The 24,106-nt window shown below is 65.7% G+C and carries 19 protein-coding genes; 10 read left to right on the top strand and 9 right to left on the bottom strand.

Annotated features, from left to right (window positions below; all coding sequences use genetic code 11):
• Positions 1-70: 70 nt before the first annotated feature.
• Positions 71-847, top strand: coding sequence for a class I SAM-dependent methyltransferase (locus tag AEB_RS04480; protein WP_119082113.1), 777 nt, complete (start codon positions 71-73; stop codon positions 845-847).
• 171 nt (positions 848-1,018) lie between these two features.
• On the top strand, positions 1,019-2,020 hold the full coding sequence (bla, locus tag AEB_RS04475; RefSeq protein WP_119084450.1) for a class A beta-lactamase: 1,002 nt from the start codon (positions 1,019-1,021) through the stop codon (positions 2,018-2,020).
• A 99-nt stretch (positions 2,021-2,119) separates the two neighbouring features.
• On the opposite strand, the gene AEB_RS04470 is transcribed toward bla, so the two are convergent.
• Positions 2,120-2,392, bottom strand: coding sequence for a hypothetical protein (locus tag AEB_RS04470; RefSeq protein WP_119082112.1), 273 nt, complete (start codon positions 2,390-2,392; stop codon positions 2,120-2,122).
• Between the two features lie 216 nt (positions 2,393-2,608).
• On the opposite strand from AEB_RS04470, the gene polA reads away from it, so the two are divergent.
• Positions 2,609-5,464, top strand: coding sequence for a DNA polymerase I (gene polA, locus AEB_RS04465; protein WP_119082111.1), 2,856 nt, complete (start codon positions 2,609-2,611; stop codon positions 5,462-5,464).
• Positions 5,465-5,494: 30 nt separating this feature from the next.
• The gene (locus tag AEB_RS04460; RefSeq protein WP_119082110.1) at positions 5,495-6,625 is read left to right on the top strand and encodes a mechanosensitive ion channel family protein; all 1,131 of its coding nucleotides are present in this window, start codon (positions 5,495-5,497) and stop codon (positions 6,623-6,625) included.
• 45 nt (positions 6,626-6,670) lie between these two features.
• Here AEB_RS04460 and AEB_RS04455 read toward each other — a convergent pair whose 3' ends face one another.
• Positions 6,671-8,995, bottom strand: a complete 2,325-nt coding sequence (locus tag AEB_RS04455) for a CDC48 family AAA ATPase (protein WP_119082109.1) — start codon at positions 8,993-8,995, stop codon at positions 6,671-6,673.
• 449 nt (positions 8,996-9,444) lie between these two features.
• On the opposite strand from AEB_RS04455, the gene AEB_RS04450 reads away from it, so the two are divergent.
• The 4 genes from AEB_RS04450 (at position 9,445) to AEB_RS04435 (ending at position 13,056) form a co-directional block, all read left to right on the top strand.
• Positions 9,445-10,152, top strand: coding sequence for a CoA transferase subunit A (locus tag AEB_RS04450; protein WP_119082108.1), 708 nt, complete (start codon positions 9,445-9,447; stop codon positions 10,150-10,152).
• A 128-nt stretch (positions 10,153-10,280) separates the two neighbouring features.
• Positions 10,281-11,069 carry a 5'-nucleotidase, lipoprotein e(P4) family gene (locus AEB_RS04445; RefSeq protein ID WP_231958903.1) on the top strand — a complete coding sequence of 263 codons (789 nt, stop codon included), beginning with the start codon at positions 10,281-10,283 and terminating at the stop codon, positions 11,067-11,069.
• Positions 11,070-11,071: 2 nt separating this feature from the next.
• Complete coding sequence (locus AEB_RS04440) at positions 11,072-11,728, top strand: CoA transferase subunit B (protein ID WP_119082106.1); 657 nt, start codon at positions 11,072-11,074, stop codon at positions 11,726-11,728.
• A gap of 89 nt (positions 11,729-11,817) precedes the next feature.
• Entirely contained in the window at positions 11,818-13,056 is a 1,239-nt protein-coding gene (locus AEB_RS04435; protein WP_172593000.1) for a spinster family MFS transporter, read from the top strand.
• Here AEB_RS04435 and AEB_RS04430 read toward each other — a convergent pair.
• The 7 genes from AEB_RS04430 to hisS form a co-directional block, all read right to left on the bottom strand.
• Positions 13,046-14,305 carry a DUF418 domain-containing protein gene (locus tag AEB_RS04430; protein WP_119082104.1) on the bottom strand — a complete coding sequence of 420 codons (1,260 nt, stop codon included), beginning with the start codon at positions 14,303-14,305 and terminating at the stop codon, positions 13,046-13,048. The genes AEB_RS04435 and AEB_RS04430 overlap by 11 nt on opposite strands.
• 19 nt (positions 14,306-14,324) lie before the next feature.
• Positions 14,325-15,542 carry a methionine adenosyltransferase gene (gene metK, locus AEB_RS04425; RefSeq protein WP_119082103.1) on the bottom strand — a complete coding sequence of 406 codons (1,218 nt, stop codon included), beginning with the start codon at positions 15,540-15,542 and terminating at the stop codon, positions 14,325-14,327.
• 47 nt (positions 15,543-15,589) lie between these two features.
• A complete protein-coding gene (lnt, locus tag AEB_RS04420; RefSeq protein ID WP_119082102.1) occupies positions 15,590-17,185 on the bottom strand; it encodes an apolipoprotein N-acyltransferase in 1,596 nt (531 codons plus the stop codon).
• A 45-nt stretch (positions 17,186-17,230) separates the two neighbouring features.
• Positions 17,231-17,923 (bottom strand): DUF4167 domain-containing protein, encoded by a 693-nt coding sequence (locus AEB_RS04415; protein WP_119082101.1) that lies wholly within the window; start codon positions 17,921-17,923, stop codon positions 17,231-17,233.
• Between the two features lie 201 nt (positions 17,924-18,124).
• On the bottom strand, positions 18,125-18,973 hold the full coding sequence (gene prmC, locus AEB_RS04410; RefSeq protein WP_119082100.1) for a peptide chain release factor N(5)-glutamine methyltransferase: 849 nt from the start codon (positions 18,971-18,973) through the stop codon (positions 18,125-18,127).
• Between the two features lie 7 nt (positions 18,974-18,980).
• Positions 18,981-20,048 carry a peptide chain release factor 1 gene (gene prfA, locus AEB_RS04405; RefSeq protein WP_119082099.1) on the bottom strand — a complete coding sequence of 356 codons (1,068 nt, stop codon included), beginning with the start codon at positions 20,046-20,048 and terminating at the stop codon, positions 18,981-18,983.
• Positions 20,045-21,280 (bottom strand): histidine--tRNA ligase, encoded by a 1,236-nt coding sequence (gene hisS, locus AEB_RS04400; RefSeq protein WP_119082098.1) that lies wholly within the window; start codon positions 21,278-21,280, stop codon positions 20,045-20,047. Before hisS ends, prfA begins: the two co-directional genes overlap by 4 nt.
• A gap of 117 nt (positions 21,281-21,397) precedes the next feature.
• On the opposite strand from hisS, the gene AEB_RS04395 reads away from it, so the two are divergent.
• Entirely contained in the window at positions 21,398-23,338 is a 1,941-nt protein-coding gene (locus AEB_RS04395; protein ID WP_119082097.1) for a M61 family metallopeptidase, read from the top strand.
• Between the two features lie 221 nt (positions 23,339-23,559).
• Positions 23,560-24,105, top strand: coding sequence for an inorganic diphosphatase (ppa, locus tag AEB_RS04390; protein ID WP_119082096.1), 546 nt, complete (start codon positions 23,560-23,562; stop codon positions 24,103-24,105).
• Position 24,106: the final 1 nt, after the last annotated feature.

The following is a 24,106-nucleotide window of genomic DNA, read 5'->3' as shown; positions in this document are numbered from 1 at the left end:
TTTTTCATGCGATTTGGAAGCTGCGGCGCGCTGCGCTATTCTCCCGCCAATAAAAACAGGGAGAGAGTTGATGCGCGCATATCTTTGGGCGGCGCTTGCCGCCACATCCCTCGCCGGCTGCGGCACTTCCGATACGACGGAGAAAGAGGCGCCGCCGACATATTCGGCGGCCAATTACCGTGTGGCGGTAAACGACATCGCCCGCCCCCAGGCCGATCGCGATGCCGATGCGGCCCGCAAGCCGAGCGAACTGCTGGCCTTCGCGCAGATCGACAAGGGCGAGAAGGTGGGCGACTACATCATGGGCGGCGGCTACGTCACGCGCCTGCTGGCCATGGCCGTAGGGCAGAACGGCAAGGTCTATGCCTTCCAGCCGAAGGAATTCATCGCCTTCCGCCCGGAATATGCGACCGAGCAGGATGATGCCGTGGCCCCTTATCCCGAGCGGGTGGTGCCGCTGCGCGGGCCGATTACCGCGCCGGGCTTCCCCGAGCCGCTGGACACGATCATCACCGTGCAGAACCTCCACGACCTCTACACCGCCAACAATCCGGCTGGGACGGCCGACAAGGCGATCAAGGCGCTGTACGATGCGCTGAAGCCTGGCGGCACGCTGGTGGTGGTGGATCACAGCGCGAAAGACGGCAGCGGCACGGCCGACACCGACAAGCTTCACCGCATCGACAAAAAGGCGGCAGTGGATGCGCTGACCGCGGCGGGCTTCGTGCTGGAAGAGGAGAGTGATCTCTACTCCCGCCCGACCGATCCGCGCGATGCAAATGTGTTCGATCCGACAATACGCGGAAAGACTGATCAATTCGCCCTGCGCCTGCGCAAGCCGGCGTAATACACCCGTCACGGCAATTTCAGGGGTTTGTTCCCGGCTTGACCCCGGCCGGTCGCCTGTGGATAACGCTTCATCGCGCCTGCAATTGCCGTGGAGGCTCAGTTGGTTAATCATTTAACAATGAGGACGGGCAATACTCGCAGAGCTATGGGATTCGGAAATTTCACTCGGATGGCGGCCATCTTTGGCCTCGCCCTCGCCAGCGTGGCGCCTGCGCGCGCCGGAAATGACACGATCGAAGCGGCGTTTGACGGCGCATTCGGCACGGATCTGCGCCAGCCGCGCGATTTCGCGCCGGCGTTCGACAGCGCGCTGGAGCGGCAGATCGCCAGCCTTGCTGACGGATCGCGCGGCCGCATCGGCGTGGCCGCCATCGATCTTGCCACCGGCCAGCAGGTCGGCGTGCTCGGCGATCAGCGTTTCCCGATGGCCAGCACCAGCAAGATCGCGATCGCCGCGACCTTCCTGGAAGGTGTGGATCAGGGCCGGCTGAGCCTGACGAGCGAATATCCGCTGCTGCTGCCGTTGAGCTCCAAGCCCTTTTCCAGTGCGATCGCGCCGGTGCGCAAGGGCCAGTATCTGCAGGCGCGCGAACTGATTCAGCTGATGCTGACGCGCAGCTCCAATTCTGCCACCGATGCGCTGCTGGCAGCGGTGGGCGGCCCGTCCGCAGTCAATGACTGGGCCCGGCGGGCCGGCGTGAAGGAATATAACCTCACCCGCGATATCGCCACGCTGGTGCGCGACGACGGGGAAATCGACCCCGCCGTGCAGATCGACATTCGGGACAGTGCGACGCCCCGCGCCATGGTTCAGCTGCTGACCGGCCTGTATCAGGGCCGCTGGCTGCGCCCTGAAAGCCGCGATTTCCTGATCGGCACGATGGAGCAGTGCCGCACGGGTACCCGTCGCATTCCGGCCCAGATGCCGGGGGACGTCACCGTCGCGCACAAGACGGGTTCGCTGAACAACACCTCCAGCGACATCGGCATTCTGACCGCGCCGGATGGTCGCTCCATCGCCGTGGCGATCTATGTGACCGGCCAGGGCTCGCGCCTGAACCGCGAGGCGAAGATCGCGGAAATCGCCCGCGCGCTCTATGATGGCTACACCGCGCCGACCAACACCAGCCGTCAGTGGGTGAAGGCCGAATACGGTTCCACCAAGCAATAGCGGCCGCTTTCGCTCTTTGGTGAGCGAACTGCGGACGGCACAAAGAAAAAGGGCGCGGCCTTGCGGCCACGCCCTTTCCTTTATCCGGTAAGACCAGGCTTATTCAGCAGCCGGGGTCTCGGTCGCAGCGTCGGTCGCGGCATCGGCAGCGGCGTCAGCAGCGTCAGTTGCGGCATCGGCGGCGTCGGAAGCAGCGTCAGCAGCTTCGGTGGCAGCGTCGCTCGCCGTGTCGGCAGCGGCTTCCATGTTCGCCTGGCTGTCAGCCATCGCCGAATCGGCGGTGTCGCCAGCAGCGTCCGTGGTCTCGTTCGAGCAGGCGGCCAGCGAGAGAGCAGCGCCGGCAACGGCAGCGGCGAGAACGATCTTGCGCATGTTTGTCTATCCTTAAACAGCGATAACATTACGCGGCCCTTGGGGCTCGCGTGAAATCCGCCGAAAGGGCCAATTTCGCGGCCGGCAATAGTGGCAACTTTAAGGCAGCGCAAGCACAATTGTGGCGAGATCAGGGCAGCGACGCCGCGACCATCCGCCCTGCCGGCGCGCGGAAAGCGGCTGACCTGACGGCGCCGCGCTGCTAGCAGCTTGCGAATGGCGGACAAGCAGCATCTCTATCTCGTCGACGGTTCGTCGTACATTTTCCGGGCCTATCACCGGCTTCCCCCCCTCACCAATCCGCAGGGGACGCCCGTAGGCGCGGTCTATGGCTACACCACGATGCTGTGGAAGCTGGCGGAGGATCTGCACAAGGCCGATGGCCCCACCCATCTGGCGGTGATCCTCGACGCCTCCGGCGTGTCCTTCCGCAATGAGATCTACGATCAGTACAAGGCGAACCGGCCGGAGCCGCCGGAGGATTTGAAACCCCAGTTCCCGCTGATCCGCGACGCGACCCGCGCCTTCAGCCTCCCCTGCATCGAGGAAGAAGGCCTTGAGGCGGACGATCTGATCGCCTCCTACGCGCGCGCCGCCGCCCGGCGCGGCTGGGATGTGACGATTGTGTCCAGCGACAAGGATCTGATGCAGCTGGTGGGCGAAGAGGTGGAGCCCGACGACGGCATACCGCCCGGCCAGGTGGACATGCTGGATACGATGAAGAACCAGCGCATCGGCATTCCCGAAGTGATCGAGAAATTCGGTGTTCCCCCCGCGCTGGTGGGCGATGTGCTGGCCCTGATGGGGGATTCGGTGGACAACGTCCCTGGCATCTTCGGCATCGGCCCGAAGACGGCGAGCAAGCTGATCCAGGAGCATGGCAGCCTGCAGGCCGCGCTGGATGCGGCACCGGGGATGAAGAAGTCCAAGCTGCAGGAACGGCTGGTCGAAGGTCGCGAAATGGCGGAACTCAGCCGCGTGCTGGTGCAGCTGCGCGACGATTGCCCGCTGCCCATGCCGCTGGACGATTTCCGCCTCGATGCGGTGCCGCGCGAGCCGCTCGCCGCCTTCCTCTCCCAGCATGGCTTCACCAGCCTGCTCAAGCGGCTGGACGGCGGCAACGGGTCGCCCGCGCGCGCCACCGATCTCAACCCGCCCCGGCCGCCACAGGCCGGCGCGCCGGCCACGCCGGCGGGCAACCGGCAGGATCTGCCGGACATGCCGGCGGTCGACCGCGCCTCCTACGAATGTGTCCAGACGATGGAGCGGCTCCTCCATTGGATTGACCGCGCCTTCACGGCGCACCGCGTGGCGGTGGACACCGAGACCAATTCGCTCGATGCGGTCGCTGCCAGCCTCACCGGGATCAGCCTGGCGCTGGGGCCGAATGACGCGTGCTACATCCCGCTGGGCCATGGCGGCAGCGATATGTTTGCCGAAAAGCCGGAGCAGATCGGCCGCGACGAAGCGCTCGCCGCGCTGAAGCCGCTTCTGGAAAGCGATGCGGTGCTGAAGATCGGGCACAATGTGAAGTTCGATCTCAATGTGCTTGCGCGCCACGGCATCCAACTGGCGCCGGTGGACGATACGATGATCGTCAGCTTCGCGCTGGACGCGGGGCGCCTGCTCGAAGGCATCGGCGGCGGCCATGGCATGGATGAGCTGTGCCAGCGCCACCTCGCCCACACCCCCATCCCGTTCAAGGACGTGTGCGGCACCGGCAAGAAGGCCATCGCCTTCGGCGAAGTGCCGCTCGACCGCGCGACTGAATATGCAGGCGAGGATGCCGACATCACCTGGCGGCTGCACAAGGTGCTGCACCCGCGGCTGGCGCTGGAGGCCGGGACGCGGATCTATGAACGGGTCGACCGTCCGCTGATCCCCGTGGTCGCCCGGATGGAGCGCGAAGGCATCAAGGTGGACCGCGCCGCACTTGCCCGCCTTTCAGAAGAGTTCGCGCGCGAGATCGGCCGGATCGAAGGGGAAACCCACGCGCTGGCGGGCGAGAGCTTCACCATCGGCAGCCCCAAGCAGCTGGGCGACATCCTGTTCGACAAGATGGGCCTCAGAGGGGGGCGCAAGGGCAAGAGCGGCCAGTATTCGACCGACCAGGCAGTGCTGGAACGGCTCGCGGCGGAGGGCGCGCCGATTGCGCAGAAGGTGCTGGAATGGCGCCAGCTGGCCAAGCTGAAGAGCACCTACACCGATGCGCTGCAAACTGCGATTAATCCCGCCACCGGCCGCGTCCATACCTGCTACAGCCTGGTTGGCGCGCAGACCGGCCGCCTTTCTTCTACCGACCCCAATCTGCAGAACATCCCCATCCGCACCGCCATCGGCCGCCGCATCCGCGAAGCCTTCGTGCCGGAGGAAGGCAATGTACTGCTGGCCGCCGACTATTCGCAGATCGAGCTGCGGCTGGCCGCGCATATGGCCGATGTTCCGCCGCTGAAGGAGGCTTTCGCCCAAGGCGAGGACATCCACTCCCGCACGGCGGAGGAACTGTTCGGCCAGGTGGATCGCGACACCCGCGCGCGGGCCAAGACGATCAATTTCGCCATTCTCTACGGCATCAGCCGCTGGGGGCTCGCCACGCGCCTCGGCACCAGTCCGGACGAGGCGCAGGCGATGATCGACCGCTATTTCGAGCGCTTCCCCGGCATTCAGCGCTATATCGTCGCGACGCTGGAGAGCGTGCGCGAGCGGGGCTATTCACAGACCCTGTTCGGCCGCAAGACGTGGTTCCCGCGCATCGATTCGCGCAATCAGGCAGAGCGGCAGGGAAGCGAACGCGCCGCCATCAATGCCCCGATCCAGGGCACCAGCGCCGACATCATCAAGCGCGCCATGGTGCGCATGCTGCCGGCCCTCGAAGCCGCCGGCCTGCCGCAGGTGCGCATGCTGCTGCAGGTGCATGACGAGCTGGTTTTCGAACTGCCCGAACAGCAGGTGGAGGCCGCTTCCGCAGTGATCCGCCGCGTGATGGGTGAAGCCGCCCTGCCCGCAGTCACGCTGGATGTGCCGCTGGCGGTGGAAATCGGCTTCGGAACGAGCTGGGATGCTGCCCATTAGAAGGGTGGATCAAGCAACACAGGTTAACCCATGCCCGATTTCTTGACCGGCCTTCGCGCCGATATGCCCTTCTGGGTCTGGAACTCCGGCCTCGCTATCGCCGCCGCCATCCTCGGCATCCTTGCTGGCCTGCTCGCCCACCGCATCTTCTACGGCATCCTCCTGCGCTTCGCGAAGGCGAGCGACAGCCATGCGGACAATGTGGTCGTGCGCCAGCTCGCCCGGCCGATGCGCTGGGCGCTGATTGCGCTCGGGCTCGTGCTCGCAGGTCGCGTGGCGCCGGTGCTGACCAGCGTATGGGAGCAGGTGGCCGGATTCGTCCTGCCGGCATTGATCGGCTGGATTGCGCTCGCCATCATGCGCGCCTTCGTCCACGCCGCCGAGCTGCGCAACGACATCACCACGGCAGACAATCTGCAGGCGCGCCGCCGCCGCACACGCCTCGCCATCTTCTCGCGCATCGGCACGTTCATCATCATCTTCGTGACCGTGGGCATGATGCTGTTTTCGATCCCCGGCGTCCGCAACGTCGGGGTGACGCTGATGGCATCGGCGGGCCTCGCCGGCCTGGCAGTGGGCGCCGCCGCCCAGCCCGCGCTCAAATCGCTGATCGGCGGCCTGCAGATGGCGTTGACCGAGCCGATCCGGATCGACGACGTAGTGATCGTGGATGGCGAGTGGGGACGGATCGAGGATATTCGCACCACCTATGTGGTGGTGAAGATCTGGGACGAGCGGCGGCTGGTGGTGCCGATGAGCAAGTTCATCGACGAGACCTTCCAGAACTGGACGCGCAGCGAATCCCAGCTGCTCGGCACGGTGTTCCTCTATCTCGACCCCGCGACGGAGATCGCGCCGATCCGCGCGGAATACGAGCGGCTGATCCACTCGGCCGATCTGTGGGATGGGCGTGCGCAAGGGGTGCAGGTCACGGACACGAAGGCAGATACCATGGAGGTGCGCCTGCTGATGAGCGCGCGGGATGCCGGGCAGGCCTTCGACCTGCGCTGCTACGTGCGCGAACAGATGATGGACTGGCTGCGCCGCGAAATGCCGGAGGCCATCGCCCGGCGTCGGATCGAACCGACGGGTTCGCTGATGATAGAGCGCAGCGAGAAGGCGGTGCCCCTGCCGAAGCCGGACGCGACCTCGAACGATTAGCAACAGTTCGGCGGAGCGGCCCGGCCGAAGCCCGGCCGCCCGTGATCAGGTGGCGTCCGGCGCGTGCTTCTGCTCGCGCGTGGATTCCAGCATGCCTTCGTGGATGAAGCCGATCGGGCGGACTTCCATGGCGCGCCGCTTCAGCTCGCCCTTCATCTTGCCGTATTCCTCTTCCATCTGCTCCGTCACCGTCGGTCGGCTGTCTTCCAGCGCCTCGGCGAAATCCGCCGCGGTTACCTCGTTCGCATTCATGCCGTCGCGCCGGATCGCGACCAGGCCGGCGCGGCGGACCACGTCTTCCAGATCGGCGCCGGTGTAGCGCGGCGTCTTGCGGGCGAGGGCGGCAAGATCGACGTCCTTGGCCAGCGGCATGTTGCGGGTGTGGATCTTGAGGATCAACTCGCGCCCCGCTTCGTTCGGCGGGCCGACATAGACCAGCTCGTCAAACCGGCCCGGCCGCAGCAGCGCCGGATCGACCAGCGTCGGCCGGTTGGTCGCCCCGATCACCACGATCGAGTTCAGCTCCTCCATCCCGTCCATCTCGGCCAGAATCGTGTTGACCACGCGCGCCGTCACCTGCGGTTCCGTGCCGCCGCCCGAGCCCCGGGCGGGCACGAGGCTGTCGATCTCGTCGATGAAGACGACGCAGGGCGCGACCTGCCGCGCGCGGGCGAACATGCGGCTGATCTGCTGCTCGCTCTCGCCATACCACTTGGACAGCAGGTCGGAGCTCTTCATCGAGATGAAGTTCGCTTCGGCCTCCTTGGCCACGGCCTTTGCCAGCAGCGTCTTGCCCGTGCCGGGTGGGCCGTAGAGCAGGAAGCCCTTGGCCGGGCGGATGCCCAGCCTGTCGAAAGCCTGCGGGTTTTTCAGCGGCAGTTCCACGCCTTCGCGCAGCTTCTCTTCCGCCTCGTCCAGCCCGCCGATGTCGGCCCAGCCCACGGTCGGCGCCTGCACCATCACTTCGCGCATGGCGCTGGGCTGCACGCGCTTGAGCGCCTCGCGGAAGTCGTTCTTTTCGACCTGCAGTTCCTCCAGGACCTGCGGAGGAATCTCGCGGGCATCGAGATCGAGCCGCGGCATGATCCGCCGGACTGCCTCGATCGCCGCTTCGCGTGCCAGGGCCGCAAGGTCCGCCCCCACGAAGCCATGCGTACTCCGGGCGAGTTCGGTCAGGTCCACCCCTTCGCCCAGCGGCATGCCGCGCGTGTGGATGGCAAGGATCTCGCGCCGGCCGTTCTCGTCCGGCACGCCGATGATGATCTCGCGATCGAAGCGGCCGGGGCGACGCAGCGCCTCATCGATGGCATCAGGCCGGTTCGTGGCGGCGATCACCACCAGATTGGTGCGCGACTGCAACCCGTCCATCAGCGTGAGCAACTGCGCCACGAGCCGCTTTTCAGCCTCGCCCGTCACATTCTGGCGCTTGGGCGCGATCGAATCGATCTCGTCGATGAAGACGATGGCCGGTTGCGCGCGCTCCGCTTCTTCGAACACTTCGCGCAGCCGCTTCTCGCTCTCGCCATAGGCAGAGCCCATGATCTCCGGCCCGTTGATGGTGAAGAATTCCGCGTCGCTTTCATTGGCCACTGCCTGTGCCAGGCGCGTCTTCCCGGTCCCGGGCGGGCCGTGCAGCAACACGCCCTTGGGCGGATCGACACCCAGGCGAGTGAACAACTCGGGATAGCGCAGGGGCAGCTCCACCATCTCGCGCAATTGCTTGATGGTGTCTTCCATCCCGCCCACGTCGTCGTAATTGATCACGCCGCGGCCGTCGCGCGGCTCTTCAAACTCCGCGCGCAGCTCCACCTCGGTGTTCTCGTCGATATGGACGATGCCCTTGGGCTGGGTGGAGATCACCTGCAGGCGGATCTGCGTGAGCGCATAGGCCGGTGCGTTGAACATGCGGCGCACCTCGGGCGGCACGTTCTGCACCGGCTGCTGGCCGTGCGTGGCCACCAGATCGCCGGCGACGATCGGCCGCTGGAAGAACACCCGCTTCAGGGCCTCGGTCGGCCCCTGCAGCCGCATTTCGCGCTGCGCAGGGGCGAACACCACCCGCGTGGCAGGGCGCGATTCGGCGCGGCGGATGGTCACATGCTCACCGCTGGAGGTGCCGGCATTGGCGCGCTGCAGACCATCGAGGCGAATGACCGAAAGGGCATCATCTTCGCTGGCGGCGAGCAGCGCCACAGCGGCCGTGGCACGCTTGCCCTCGATCTCCACCATGTCGCCTTCGGTGATTCCCAGCGTCTGGAAGGCGGAGCGCGGCATGCGCGCAACGCCGCGGCCGCTTTCCTCCTGCCGTGCAGCTGCCACCTGGAGGCGAATGGTGCCTTCTTCCACTTCAGCGGTATCGGCATCGGCCATCGGCTCTGTCACTCCCTTCGCGATTTGTCGGCATCAGCTAGGATCGCCTCCGCCCGATTGCAAACCGGCTAGGCCAAGGAATGTGCCGGAATGATGCCGGGCGAACGCGCACAAGCGACCCGCAGCGCCGGCAAGAAAAAAGCCCGACCGTTGCCGGCCGGGCCTGAAAGTTTTGGGAGAGGATGCCTGAAAGGCCTGTCCCGTATCCGCCAGACTCTCCCTCTTCGCAAGTGCGAAAAGCGCAAGGCGCGATGCAAAAACTGCAACTAATAGATAAACATCTGTTTTGAGTACATTTATAATAGGTCTCGGCGGTTTGCTCCAACGGACATATTGCGATGCAACGTTTTGGTGCGGCGCAGCACTGCGCTGCATCTCCCCTCAGAGGTGACAGATGCAGCGCCATTGCCTATTGCGCTGCGGCACGCTGCCACCACGGAGCCTATCGGATGCAGAAAATCTTCCCCGATGCCGCCGCCGCGCTCGACGGCCTGTTGCATGACGGCATGCTGATCGCTGCTGGCGGCTTCGGCCTTTGCGGCATTCCCGAACGGCTGCTCGGCGCAATCCAGGCCAGCGGCGTGGGCAATCTTACCTTCGCCAGCAACAATGCGGGCATCGACAATGAAGGTATCGGCAAGCTGCTGCGCACCAAGCAGGTGAAGAAGATGATCTCCTCCTATGTCGGGGAGAACAAGGAGTTCGAGCGCCAGTTTCTGTCCGGCGAACTCGAAGTGGAATTCTGCCCGCAGGGCACGCTGGCAGAACGCATGCGCGCAGGTGGCGCCGGCATCCCGGGCTTCTACACCAAGACCGGCGTCGGCACGCAGGTGGCCGAAGGCAAGGAAGTGAAGGTCTTCGACGGGGAGGAATATATCCTCGAACGCGGCATCTTCGCTGATCTCGCCATCGTGAAGGCGTGGAAGGCCGACGAGACCGGCAATCTCGTGTTCCGCAAAACGGCGCGCAACTTCAACCTGCCCGCCGCGACCTGCGGTAAGGTGTGCGTGGTCGAGGTGGAGGAAATTGTGCCGACCGGCAGCCTCAATCCCGACTGCATCCATCTTCCCGGCGTGTATGTGCAGCGGATGGTCGTGGGCGCGCCCTACGACAAGAAGATCGAATTCGTGACCACGCGCGAACGCGCCGCCGCCTGATGCGGGGCTCTTTCGCCTGCCTTGCAGTGCTGGCGCTGGCCGGATGCGCGGCACCTTCCGGCGTGGCGTCAGCGCCCGCGGCTATCGCGGTTTCGGAGCCGGACGGAGCCCGCCCGGCGCCCGATTCCATGCGCTGGCTATTCGGCTCGGGCGAAGCCGCTGCCGCCTCCATTCAAAGCTGGCGTTCCCTGGCGGATTTCGTCGTTGCCCGCGCCGCCGCTGCGCCGGAACGTTCGGTGCCGATGGGCCTGCCCGAGGCGACCGGCGGCATCGCCGACACCTCCTGCATGGCAGCCGATGGCAGCACCAAGCCCTATGCTGCCGTGTTCGATGTGGACGAGACGGTGCTGCTCAATCTCGGCTACGAATATTGGCAGGCCGCCACCGGCGAGCCATGGAATGCCGAGGCCTGGGCCGAGTGGGAGCGGGACGGCGCAATGCACACAGCCCCCGTTCCCGGCGCAGTAACTGGCCTCCGCCGTCTGAGAGAAGCCGGCGTGACCGTGGTGTTCAATACTAATCGCGAAACCGCCAATGCCGCCGGTACGATCGACGCGCTCACCGCAAGCGGTCTGGGCGATGCCGTCCATGGCGAGACGCTGTTCCTCAAGGGGGACGACGCCATGGGCTCCGCCAAGGACGGCCGGCGGGCGACAATCGCCGCGAAATATTGCGTGCTCGCGCTGGGGGGCGACAATCTGGGCGACTTCGCCGACGTCCTCAATGATCGCGGCCGCACGGTGCGCGAACGGCGCGATCTCGCCGCACGCGGCACCCTCGCTGCGCTGTGGGGCAACGGCTGGTTCGTCCTTCCCAATCCCGTTTACGGCGCCTCCATCCGGGGCAGCGTCGATGAAGTCTTTCCGCCCGACGCGCGCTGGGTGCCGGGCAGGTCCAATCCGACAGAAGGCGAGTGAGCATGAACGACACGGCAACCCGACATGGCTGGACCCGCGACGAGATGGCCGCCCGCGCAGCGCAGGAGTTGGAGGACGGTTTCTACGTGAACCTGGGCATCGGTATCCCGACGCTGGTAGCCAACCACATCCCCGAAGGGATGGAGGTCACCTTGCAGAGCGAGAATGGCATGCTCGGGATCGGCCCTTTCCCCTATCCGGACGAGGTGGATGCTGATCTGATCAATGCCGGCAAGCAGACGATCAGCGAGCTGCCCCAGTCGGCATATTTCGACAGCGCCACCAGCTTCGGCATGATCCGCGGGGGCCATATCGACCTGACCGTCCTGGGCGCGATGGAGGTGTCCGAAGGCGGCGACATCGCCAACTGGATGATCCCCGGCAAGATGGTGAAAGGCATGGGCGGGGCCATGGATCTTGTCGCCGGGGTGAAGAAGATCATCGTCGTGATGGAGCATGTCTCCAAGACGGGCGAGCCGAAATTCATCCCGCAATGCACCCTGCCGCTGACGGGCCAGAACGTGGTGGATATGATCATCACCGATTTGGCCGTGTTCAAACGTCCCGATCACGCCAGCCCTTTCCGGCTCGTCGAACTGGCACCTGACGTGAGCGCGGAAGAGGTGGCGCAGAAGACCACGGCGAGCTACGTCTCCTGACGATGAGCCCCGATCAGGGGGCCGGGAGAGGTAGTTTGGGGGAAAGCGGCACACGCCGGGATGCGCCATGGCTGGCGCTGATCTTGCTAATGGCGATCAGCACGGTCGGCTTTGTCGATCGCATCGTGCTCAACGTGCTGGCCGTGCCGATCCAGCAGGAATTCGGGCTGAGCGATACGCAGGTGGGATTGCTCACCGGCCTCGCCTTCGCCGTGCTCAACGTCGGCCTCGGCATTTTCGTCGCGCGGCTGGCGGAGCGCAAACGCCGCCTCTCGCTGATCGCGCTTGGCACGCTGCTGTGGTCGATCGCCACGGCGCTGTGCGGCATGGTGGGCAATTGGGTCCACCTCCTGTTCGCCCGTATCGGCGTGGGCGTGGGCGAAGCGGTCGGGCTGCCCGCGACGCAGTCGGTCGTCTCTGATTATTTCCCTCCCGAACGCCGGGCAACGGCCATGTCCGTGCTCATGCTGGCGGCCCCGGTAGGCGCGCTGATCGGCGCGGCCGGGGGTGCGTGGGTGGGCCAGACCTACGGCTGGCGCACCGCGTTCTATGTTGCCGCGGCCCCGGGCTTCATCCTCGCCATCCTGGCCTATTTGCTGATCGCGGAGCCGCCGCGCGGCCGCCATGATCCGGGCGCCGGGGATGACGTGCCCAGCATGGGCGCGGTGCTCGCACGCATCTTCCGCCTGCGCAGCGCGCGCCAACTGCTGGCGGGATCGACCCTCGCCGCAATGGTGGGCTTCGCGCTGAACAGCTTCGTCGCGCTGCTGCTGGTGCGCAAATTCGGCTTCACGCTGGTGCAGGCGGGCCTCGTGTCCGGCCTGCTGGCGAGCTTTCCCAGCGCAATCTCCGTGCTTGCTGGCGGGCGGCTGGCCGACTGGCTCGGACGCAGCCGCCCAGCGGCCTATGCGCTGGTACCCGGCATATGCCTGCTGGTCGCAGCGCCGCTCTACATCTTCGCCATCACGCGTGAAAACATTGCCCTGCTGCTGCCTGCGATCACGCTGGCGGCCCTGTTCCAATATACCTATCTCGGCGTGACCTACGGCACGTTCCAGAACCTGTTCCACCCACGCATGCGCGCCACCGGCGGCGCGGTGCTGGGCGCCATTTACGGGCTGATCGGCCAGGGGCTGGGGCCGCTGGCGCTGGGCATGCTGAGCGACGGACTGATGCGTGCGGGGGGTTATGACGGCGGGCAGGCGCTGGCTGTCGCCATGGCGCTCTCGGCCCTGCTCTATCTTTGGGCGGGTGCTCACTACCTCCTCGCGGCACGGCACCTCGGGGCCGATCTCGCAACCACGCGCGCGGCGCCGCTCAGCGCCTGAAGGGCAGGAAGCGCGCCTGTGCAAGGCCGCGCCAGAGCCATTCGGCAGGCCCCTGGCGGAAGTGGCGCAGCCATGCCGGCGACCACAGCAGCATCAGCACGGGCGGGATCAACGCGATGCCATAGGTGGCAAGCCGCGAAACCTCGCCGAAAAGGCCCAGGCCCCAGCTGGCGAACACTGCGCTGAGGATGACGCTGGTCAGCAGATAGTTCGTGAGCGCCATCCGCCCCACGGCCGCGAGCCGCGAGACCCACGCGGCTGCACCGGCGCGAACGAACAGCCCCATGGCCAGCGCCGCCCAGCCGATACCTAGTAAGAGGTCGAAGGGTGCGCTCCACACCAGCGCGCTGGTACCCACCACCGCCCCGTCAAAGCCCGACCAGAAGATCACGGTAATCAGCAGGCCAAGCGGCGGGATGGACACGACCGCCAGCTTGGCCGCGAGCCTGAAGGACCGGCCGGGGCTCCACTGCCCCGCCAGCAGGCCGTTGCGCCAGCAGGCCATGCCGGCCAGCATCCCTGCCAGGGTGGTCGGCAGCACCAGCGCCGCAGCGTAAAGCGCGGAGAGGGGTGCGGAGAGCCGCCGGGCGAGGTGTTCTTTCAAGGTCTCGCGTCCCAGCGCCAAACCCCGTTCGATGGCGGCGGGATCGGCCCCGAAGGCATATTCGGCGGGCGCCAAAGGCGAAGGGTCGGTGCCGGGCACCGTGGCCACGCGCCACCAATATTCCATCCACGGGCCGCCGATCCACGACCCGGCCGCCATGTAGAGCAACATCAGCGCGACGCAGGCGATCCACAGGCTGCGGGCGCGCCAGCGCGCGCACAACGGCAGCACCACGCCTGCCAGTGCATAAAGCCGCAGCACATCGCCGCTGAACAGCAGGAGCGCGTGCAGAAAGCCGATTGCGAACAGCACCGCCATGCGCCCGTAATGGGCTCTCAATCGGCTTGGGCCGGGCTTCTCCAGCAGGATGGCGACACCGGCGCCGAACATCATCGCGAACAGCGTGCGGAACTTGTCCTCGATCAGCAGATAGCTGGCCGCCCACAGCACCAGTTCCACGGGGCTTGCCCGGCCGCCGGGGTTGTACGCTGCGGGATTGTAATAGGCCGCGCCCGGCATGGCGAAGGCGAAGACATTCATCGCCACAATGCCCATCACCGCAAGGCCGCGCAAAGCGTCGAGCGGCACGATGCGCCCGGCGCCGGGCGCGCCGGTGAGAGGCACTTCGGCGGGGGAGCCGTTCATGCCGCCCCCCGATGCGGTCTCAGGCCAGCGCGGCCTTCAGATCGTCCACCAGATCCGTGCGCTCCCACGGGAAGAAGTCGCCATCCGCCTTGCGCCCGAAATGGCCGTAGGCCGCGGTGCGGCGATAGATCGGCTTGTTCAGGCCCAGATGCAGCCGGATGCCGCGCGGAGTGAGGCCGCGGAGCTTGCCGATCGAGCGGATCGCGTCTTCGATCCGGTCATCCGGCACGGTGCCCGTGCCATGGGTGTCGACATAGAGCGAAAGCGGCTCCGACACGCCGATCGCATAGGCCAGCTGGATTGTGCAGCGCGTGGCAAAACCCGCCGCAACGATGTTCTTGGCCAGATAGCGAGTGATGTAAGCTGCAGAGCGGTCCACCTTCGTGGGGTCCTTGCCGCTGAAAGCCCCGCCGCCATGCGGGGCGGCGCCGCCATAGGTATCGACGATGATCTTGCGCCCGGTAAGGCCAGCATCGCCATCAGGCCCACCGATCTCAAAGCTGCCGGTGGGATTGATGTGATAGACGGTGGCGTCGGAAAGCAGCTCGGCCGGAAGGAGCTCCGCCACCACGCGCTTTACATAGGCCTTGAGCTCGGCACCCTTGTCGCCCTGGTCGTAGCCCGGAGCGTGCTGGGTGGAGACCACGATCGCGGTGCAGGCAGCGGGCTTGCCATTCTCGAAGCGCAGCGTGACCTGGCTCTTTGCGTCGGGCTCGAGGAACGGCGCCGCGCCCGAATGCCGGTCGTCCGCCATACGCTGCAGGATCTTGTGGCTGTAATCGAGCGTCGCCGGCATCAGGTCCGGCGTTTCGTTGCAGGCGTAGCCGAACATGATGCCCTGGTCGCCAGCGCCCTCGTCCTTGTTGGATCCTGCCTCCCCGGCGTCCACGCCCTGCGCGATATGCGCCGACTGGCCGTGGAGGAAGTTCTCGAAGCTCAGGGTCTCCCAATGGAACCCTTCCTGCTCATAGCCGATATCGCGCACGGTTCCGCGCACAACCTGTTCGATCTCTTCCAGCGCACCCGGCGTCCATTCGCCGTTCTCGTACACGCCCTTGCAGCGGATTTCGCCGGCCAACACCACGCGCTGCGTCGTCGTCATCGTTTCGCAGGCGACGCGCGCTTCAGGATCCTTTGACAGGAAAAGATCCACAATCGCGTCGGAAATCTGGTCGGAAACCTTGTCGGGATGGCCTTCGGAAACACTTTCAGACGTGAACAGGTAGCTCTGGCGCATTCAAATCATCCCTCTCACCGCGACCATCCGCCCAAGGATCACGCCTCCTATACGCGCCGCCTGCGCAAGGCAACGCCGGCCAGGAGAACGAAAAACACTGCCCAGCACAGCGCGAGTATATTGCCCAGCCGGGCGAACAGAGTTGCCGGCGCGGCGGGGGGAACAAACCCGTCCATCCGGCCCGCGACATGGCTGGCGAGATGATCGCGCACCACGCCGCGCGCATCGATCACCGCGCTGATGCCGGTGGTCGTGGACCGCAGGATCGGCAGGCCTTCCTCGATCGCACGCATTCGCGCCTGGGCGAGATGCTGGGGCGGGCCGAAAGCGCCGAACCAGCCGTCGTTCGACGGGTTGAAGATATAATCGGGGCGATGATGCGGGTCGACAACCTGGCCGGAGAAGATGATCTCATAGCAGATCTGCAGCCCCGGGTGGCCATGCGCTGGCCCCAGATTGAAGCCTCGCGGCCCCGGCCCTGGAAGGAAGTCGATCGCACCCGGCACAAGGCGGCTGAGGCCGAGCGGCTCAAGCACCTCGCGGACCGGCAGATATTCGCCATAGGGGACCAGATGCGCCTTCGCGTAACTGCCGACGATCTCGCCGCGATCATTGATTGCGGTCACTGAATTATAGGCGCCGACCGCCCGACCCTGTTGGATCTCGAGGTCGACCGCTCCGGTCATCAGCAAGCTTCCCGGCCCGATCACGCGCGCAATCCGGGCAAGCGCGAACTCGGGGCTGCCCAGAACCGTCATCCGATCGTAGAACCGCTGCGGGTACCCGGGCTGGAGGTAATCGGCGAGGCCGCTCTCCGGCCATAGGACAATCCGCGGCTGGCCAGGCTGCAGCGGACGGGACAGGCGCGCCAATCGCTGGAAGTTCGCCTCGTAATGCTCAGGATCGTTCAGCACGTCCTGCCGCAGGTCCGGCTGGACCAACGTAAAGCGCAACGTGCCCTCCTGCGCCGGACGGGCGGGCAGATACATGCCGATGGCGATGAGTGCGCAGACGATGCCCAGCGGAAAGAGGCGGCGTTCGCGCACCAGCACCGCCAACGCGGCGGCAAGGAACACGGCGACGCCTGACAGCGCATAGGTGCCGAACCACGGCGCCAGCGCGGCCATGCCGGGCCGATCGAACGGACCCAGCAAGATCATTGCGAAGGGGTTCCACGCATAGCCCGTGAAGGCGGTGGCGCGCAGGACTTCAGAGAGCGTCCAGAAGCCGCCGAGAGCGAGAGCAAAGGGCCAGCCGACCACCCTGGGGCGATCCTTCCCGGTTAGCGCCAGCGCCCATGCGCCGAGGGCGGCACCCGCCGGATGGAGAGCCAGGTAGATCGAGAGCAGCGGAACGGCGAACCATCCGAGGATGGCCGGCATTTGCGCCTGATAGGTGAAGGCAGTCGCGATCCAGCTGTTGCCGAGAGTGAAATAGCCCATGCCGAACAACCAGCCGAGCAAAGCCGCCCGGCCTGGACCTTGGGCCTGCGCGAGAAGCGCGGCAAAGACCGCCATGGCCGCCAGCGCGAGCGGCCAGAGCCCGAGGGGCTGGAATCCCGTGGCGGCAACGACCCCGAGAGCGCAGGAGACAAGCCGCGGATAACGGCTTAGGAATTGCCAGGTCTGAACGACGCGCGACATGGGGTATCCGTGGCTCGCCCGTTCTGTGGAAACAAGCTCAGGCGGTCAGTTGACCGCTTCGAGCGTCTCGTCATCCCCGCTTTCGTCCGCCTTCTTGCGGGTGCGCCGACGGGTTGCCTTGGGCTTGGCAGCCGGCTTTTCCTCGTCGTCCTGCCCCTCGCGCTCGTCGCGGGGAATGGAGGGTGGGAGGATGCTGGCGTCGAATTCGCCTTGCTCGCCATCGCCGGAACTTTCGGCCGCAGGCTTGCCGCGGCGCCGCGCCGGCCGCTGGCTGCGGGGACGAGTTTCGCGCGCGAAGACGTTCTCGTCCTCCTCGCCATCATTATCGCCTTCGCTGCCGCGATGCCCTTCTTCGGGCGCATTGTCCTCGTCACGAGAGCGACGGCTGCCGCGCGAATCCTGCTGGCTGCGCGTATCCTGCCGGTCCTCGTCCTCGTAATCGTCCTCGCCATCGATGGACTGATCACGCTCGGCATCACGGCGTCCGCGTCCGTCGTCCTTCTGGGCTTTGCTGTCAGCGATCACGCGAAAATAGTGATCGGCAAACTGCAAATAGTATTCGGTCTGCACCCGGTCGCCGTTGAGCGAGGCGTCATGCGCCAGCTTCTTGTACTTTTCGAGCAGCTGGGGCGCATTGCCGCGCGCCCGGCTGTCAATCCGGTTAGCCTGATGTCCGCCGCCCGAGCCGCGATTATTGCCACGGCCGCGCCGACGATTATTGCTGCGATTATTGTTCAAGGGAAATACGCTTTCCTCAATTGTGACCGGCTAACGCCAGCCGCATGACCCCCGCCACGTCGCCCAACGGCGCTGCGTGGTTCCCCATCTGCATGAACGGCACACGTCCCACGCCGTTCAACGAGGCAAATGATGGAGTATGGCGCGGTGCCGGCTATGCCGCTTCACCGCTCGCCCAACCCTGAGGTAGCTACTCGCGAACTATTTGCCAAGAGTTAATCTCAGAAGGATCGCACGGGGCCTTCCTGCAAGGTCGTGCCGCAGAGTGTGGTCGAAGCCCGCGGCGGCGGCGAGGGCGCCCACCGCCTCTGCCTGAACAGCCCCGATCTCCAGCACAGCCGCCCCGCCCTCCGCCAGCAACGCCGGCAGCTGCGGGATCAGCACACGATAGTCGTCCAGGCCGTCGGCGCCGGCGAACAGCGCGCCGCGCGGCTCCCAGCCGCGCACGTCAGGATCCAGTTCAGCATCCTCCTCCACATAGGGGGGGTTGGCGAGGATCAGATCGAACCGGCCGAGCCCGACGGCCCAGTCAGGATCGTGCCAGTCGCGCCTGAGCATTTCCACAGAGGCGCCCGGCAGCAAGGCGGCGGCATTGGCCGCGGCGATCTGCAAGGCGTCCGGCGACCGATCAATGCCCACGCCTTCGGCCGAGGGCCGCTCCGCCAGCACGGTCAGCAGCAGGGCGCCCGAGCCCACGCCGCAATCGAGCACCCGCCGCGGCGCGGGCGAGAGCGCCAGTGCCGCTTCCACGATCGTCTCGCTGTCGCCGCGCGGGATCAGCACGCCGGGGCCGACGGCGAAGCTGCGCCCATAGAATTCCTGCCGGCCGAGGATATACGCCACCGGCTCGTGCCGCGCGCGCCGCGCAACCAGCGCGCCAAAGGCGGCAGGCGCTGCGGAGCTCATGTGGCGCAACAACAGGTCGGAGCGCGAGACACCGAGCGCCTCGGCCATCAGCAGCTCCGCATCGAGCCGCGCCGTATCCGAGCTGGTGGCCAGCCGCTGCGCAGCCTCGCGCAAGGCTTCGGCAACGTTCACCTCGGATGGCAAGGGCTGCTCATTCGCCCAGCGCAGCGAGGCGCTTGGCCTGGTCTTCTGCCGTCAGCGCATCGATGAGCTCGCCCAGTCCCGGCCCTTCCAGCACCTCGGCCAGCTTGTGCAGCGTCAGGCCGATCCGGTGATCCGTCACCCGGCCTTGCGGGAAATTGTACGTGCGGATGCGCTCAGACCGGTCCCCGCTGCCGACCATGGCCTTGCGCGCTTCCGCCTCTACGCCGTGCGCCTCCTCGCGCATCTTCTCATAGAGCCGCGCGCGCAGCACTTGCATGGCCTTTGCACGGTTCTTGTGCTGGCTGCGCTCGTCCTGCTGGATGACCACAAGGCCGGTGGGCAAGTGGGTGATACGCACCGCGCTGTCCGTGGTGTTGACGTGCTGCCCCCCCGCGCCGGAAGCGCGGTAGATGTCGATCTTCAGATCCTTGTCATCGATCTGCACATCCACCTCGGTCGGCTCGGGCAGGACGGCAACGGTGGCGGCGGAAGTATGGATACGCCCACCGCTTTCGGTGACGGGCACCCGCTGTACGCGGTGAACCCCGCTTTCGAACTTCAGCTTGGCGAACACACCGCTGCCGGAGATGTTGGCGACGATCTCCTTGAAACCGCCGGCATCCGAAGCATTCATGCTCACCGGCTCCACGCGCCAGCCCCGCTCCGCAGCATAGCGTTCATACATACGGAACAGATCGCCGGCGAAAAGGGCCGCTTCATCGCCGCCCGTGCCGGCGCGGATTTCAAGCATCGCGGGGCGATCGTCGGCCGCATCTTTCGGCAGCAGCGCGATGGCCAGCCGGTGCTCGGCATCCGGCAGCTTGGCACGCAGTTCGCCCAGCTCTTCCTCGGCGATGGCCTGCATCTCGGGATCCTGGGTCAGTGCGCACAGCTCGGCGATCTCGCCGCGCATCTCGCGCACCTCGGCCGCGGCCTTTGCCACCGGCTCCAGTTCGGCATAGTCCCGGCTCGCGGCGACGAAATCCTCGCCCTCCAGCGTGCCGGAGGCAAGCCGCGCCTCCAGTTCCGCGAAGCGATGGGTGATCTGGGAAAGGCGTTCTTCGGGGATCTTCATGGCGCCAGCGTGGCATGGATGAGACTGTCACGATCTTCGTCGCTGCTCTCACCGCGAATGTGGACCGCAGGCTCTCCATCCTGCAGTCGAAGCGAGGCAATGCGCAGCGCGCCGGTCTTACCCGCCTTGTCGAAGCGCTTCTTCGGAGAGCCGCTGGCAATTACCTCGGCCGTCACTCCCGCCCGTCGCAGCTCCGCCAGCTTCCGGATGGCGAAGTCGCGCGCGCCATCATCCTCGACCGCGATGACGATCTCCAGCGGAACCTCTGCCCGCTCCCCGACCAGCATCGCCAGCCGCTCGATCCCGGCGGCCCAGCCGACGGCCGGGGTAGCCGCGCCGCCCAGGCTCTCCATCAGTCCGTCGTAGCGCCCACCGCCCAGCACAGTGCCCTGTGCGCCCAGCCGATCGGTGACGAATTCGAAGGCTGTGTGGCGATAATAGTCGAGCCCGCGCACCAGCGCGCGGTTGCGCGTCCAAGCCACGTCGGCGGCATCAAGCCCGGAGGTGACCGCGCCGAAGAAATCCTGCGCCTCACCGGTCAGGAAATCGTCGATCCGCGGCGCATCGGCCACGAACGCCTTGTCCTGGGGATCCTTGGAATCGAGGATGCGCAGCGGGTTCTTTTCCAGCCGCTCCTGACTGTCTTCCGAAAGCTCCGCGGCGTGGGCGCGGAAATACTCCACCAGCGCACCGCGCCACGCCTCCCGGCTCTCGGCATCGCCCAGCGTATTGAGCTGCAGCGTCACGCCCTCGGCAATGCCCAGTTCCTTCAGCAGCTGGTCTGCCATTGCCAGCAGTTCGACATCAGCCTGCGGCTCGCCCGCACCGATGATCTCGGCGTCGATCTGGTGGAACTGGCGATAGCGGCCCTTCTGCGGTCGTTCATAGCGGAACAGCGGCCCATGGGTCGCCACCTTGAGCGGCGCATATTGCTGCCACCCGTCGGTCAGATAGGCGCGCGCGATGCCGGCGGTGAACTCGGGCCGCAGGGTCAGCGATTCGCCGCCGCGGTCTTCGAAGGAATACATCTCCTTCGAAACGACATCGGTCGTCTCGCCCAGCGAGCGGGAGAATACCTCGGTCCGTTCGAACACCGGCATCTCCACGCGGCGGAAGCGGTAGAGCTTGCGCACGCGCTCGAAGGTTTCGACCACGAAGGCGAAGGCTTCGGCTTCCGCGCCGAAAATGTCCTGCGTGCCGCGAATGGGGCGGGGGGTTTCGATCCTGCTCATAAGTGCCGCGCGCTTAGCCCGATTGTGCCCATTCGCAAAGGTGGCCGATGGAGGCGGGTGGTTTCGCAGGATACATGTATTGCGGCCGAAGGCGCGAGGCGGCATGTATCCTGCCCCATGACCACAGCACGCGCGGTTGCCCCGCTCTTTTCCGCCCTTTTCCTCGCCAGCACAGGCCCGGTCTTCGCCGCGGTGCCCAAAAGCATGCCGGAAGCGGTTCCGATCGTGGTGGCGGTGCCCGCTGCGCAGGATATTCCCTATCCCGGCACGATCGGCCTCAATATCGATGCGACCGATCTGGACCGCCGCGTCTATCGCGTGACGGAAACGGTGCCGGTGCCGCAGGGTGCCACCAGCCTGATCCTGCAACTGCCAGAGTGGCTGCCGGGCAATCACGCCCCGCGGGGCCCGATCAACCTGCTGGCCGACGTTCATTTCGAAGCCAACGGGCAGGAACTGGAGTGGACCCGCGATCCGCTGGAGGTCTACGCCTTCCATATCAAGCTGCCGGCCGGCACCACTGCGGTGACGGCGCGCTTCCTCCACACCTCCCCCGTCGAACCGAGCGAAGGGCGGATCACCATGACGCAGGAGATGCTGAACCTGCAGTGGGAGAAGATGAGCCTTTATCCCGCCGGCTATTACGTGCGGCAGATCCCGGTGAAGCCCACCGTCACCTTCCCTCAGGACTGGACGGTGTTCACCGCGCTCGACGGGCAGAACGCGAGCGGCAACACGGTCACTTGGGACACGGTGAATTATGAAACGCTGGTCGACTCCCCCGTGTTCGCGGGCAAGTTCGCGAAGAGCTGGGATGTTGGGAACGGAATCACGCTGGATGTGGTGGCGGATAAGGCCGAGCAACTGAAGATCGCGCCCGAACATCTCGCCACCTTCAACAAGCTGACGGATGAGGCCATCGCCCTGTTCGGCGCGCGCCATTATGACCATTACAACTGGCTGCTGGCGCTGACGGACCGGATGGGCGGCATCGGGCTGGAGCACCAGCGATCGAGCGAGAACCAGTATCAGCCCAACGATTTTGTCGATTGGGACACGATGGCGCATGATCGCAACGTCACCAGCCACGAACTGGTCCATAGCTGGAACGGCAAGTACCGCCGCCCGGCAAAGCTCTGGACGCCGGACTATCGCCAGCCGATGCAGGATAACTTGCTGTGGATGTACGAAGGACAAACCCAGTTCTGGGGCTGGATCCTCGCTGCCCGGTCGGGCCTGCAGCCCAAGGATGTGGTGCTGGGATCGCTGGCCAATTCCGCGGGCTATTATTCCGAACAGCCCGGACGGGTGTGGCGATCGGTGGAGGACACCACGCATGACCCGATCATCAATTCGCGCCGTCCGCTGCCCTTCTCCTCGCTGAGCCGCAGCGAGGATTATTACAGCGAGGGCATGCTGGTGTGGCTGGAGGCCGACCAGATCATCCGACAGGGAACCAGGGGCAAGAAGGGGCTCGACGATTTCGCCAAGGTTTTCTTCGGCATGAAGGATGGCGACTGGGGCCAGTTGACCTATGAGTTCGGCGATATCGTGGCCGCGCTCGACCAGGTCTATTCCTATGACTGGGCGACCTTCCTCAACACGCGGCTGCAGAAGCCCGGGCAACCCGCACCCGTAAAGGGCATCCAGATGGCCGGCTATCAGCTGGTGTGGAAGGAGGAGCCGAACCCCTATGAGGCGGGGCGGATCAACGCGAACAATTACGTCAACCTCACCTACTCGCTGGGGATCAATCTCTCTGCGGATGGTACGGTGACCTCCACCATGTGGGACAGCCCCGCCTTCGATGCGGGCGTCATCGACGGCACGCGCATCCTGGCGGTGAACGGCACGGAATACAGCAAGGACGCGATTACCAAGGCGGTGACGGATGCCAAGACGGGCACCGCGCCGATCGAACTGCTGGTGAAGCGGGGCGACCGGTTCCTTACCGTGCCGGTCGATTACCACGGGGGCTTACGCTACCCCTGGCTCGAGCCCGGCGCCAAGGGCGAACAGCCGCTCGACCGGCTGCTCGTGCCCCGCACAGGCAAATAGTCGGGGCGGCGGGCTATTCCGCCGCCTCCATGGCATAGTATCCACAGCAACCCCGGTCGGCGACGCCGACCGGCGGAGTGCCTATTGAGGGTATGTCCGAGAATGGCGCGACGGCGACGATTCGGCAAATCGGGCTCGCCAAAGCGGGCCGGCTGGGGTAACCGCCCGCGCCGGGAGACCCCACGGATGCCGCAGTAATCGCAGCATTAACCGGAGATAATATGCGCATTGAAATGATCCCCGTCGGCGACAATCCGCCTGAAAGTCTCAATGTCATCATCGAGGTTCCGACCGGTGGTGAACCGGTGAAATATGAATTCGACAAGGCGTCGGGCGCCCTGTTCGTGGACCGCATCCTGCACACGCCGATGCGCTATCCCGCCAATTACGGCTTCGTGCCACATACGCTGTCGCCCGATGGCGATCCGCTGGATGCGTTGGTCGTCGCCCGTTCGCCCTTCATCCCGGGCTCGGTCGTGCGCGCGCGCCCCATCGCCGTGCTCAATCTCGAGGACGAACATGGCGGCGACGAGAAGCTGGTGTGCGTGCCGGTGGATTCGACCTTCCCCTACTACACCGATGTGAAGGAAAAGGACGACCTGCCGCAGATCGTGTTCAAGCAGATCGAACACTTCTTCACCCACTACAAGGATCTGGAAGCCGAAAAGTGGGTGCGCCTCGGCACCTGGGGCAGCACGGCCGAAGCGCATGTGGTCGTCCGCGAAGCTATCGAGCGTTACGAGGCGGACAAGCTCAACAAGGCTTGAG

Origin of the sequence: Altererythrobacter sp. B11 (assembly GCF_003569745.1) — a bacterium.
In the GTDB taxonomy this organism is placed as follows: domain Bacteria; phylum Pseudomonadota; class Alphaproteobacteria; order Sphingomonadales; family Sphingomonadaceae; genus Croceibacterium_C.
The sequence above is the reverse complement of the archived record's forward strand: the minus strand, read 5'-3'. Positions and strand labels throughout refer to the sequence as shown.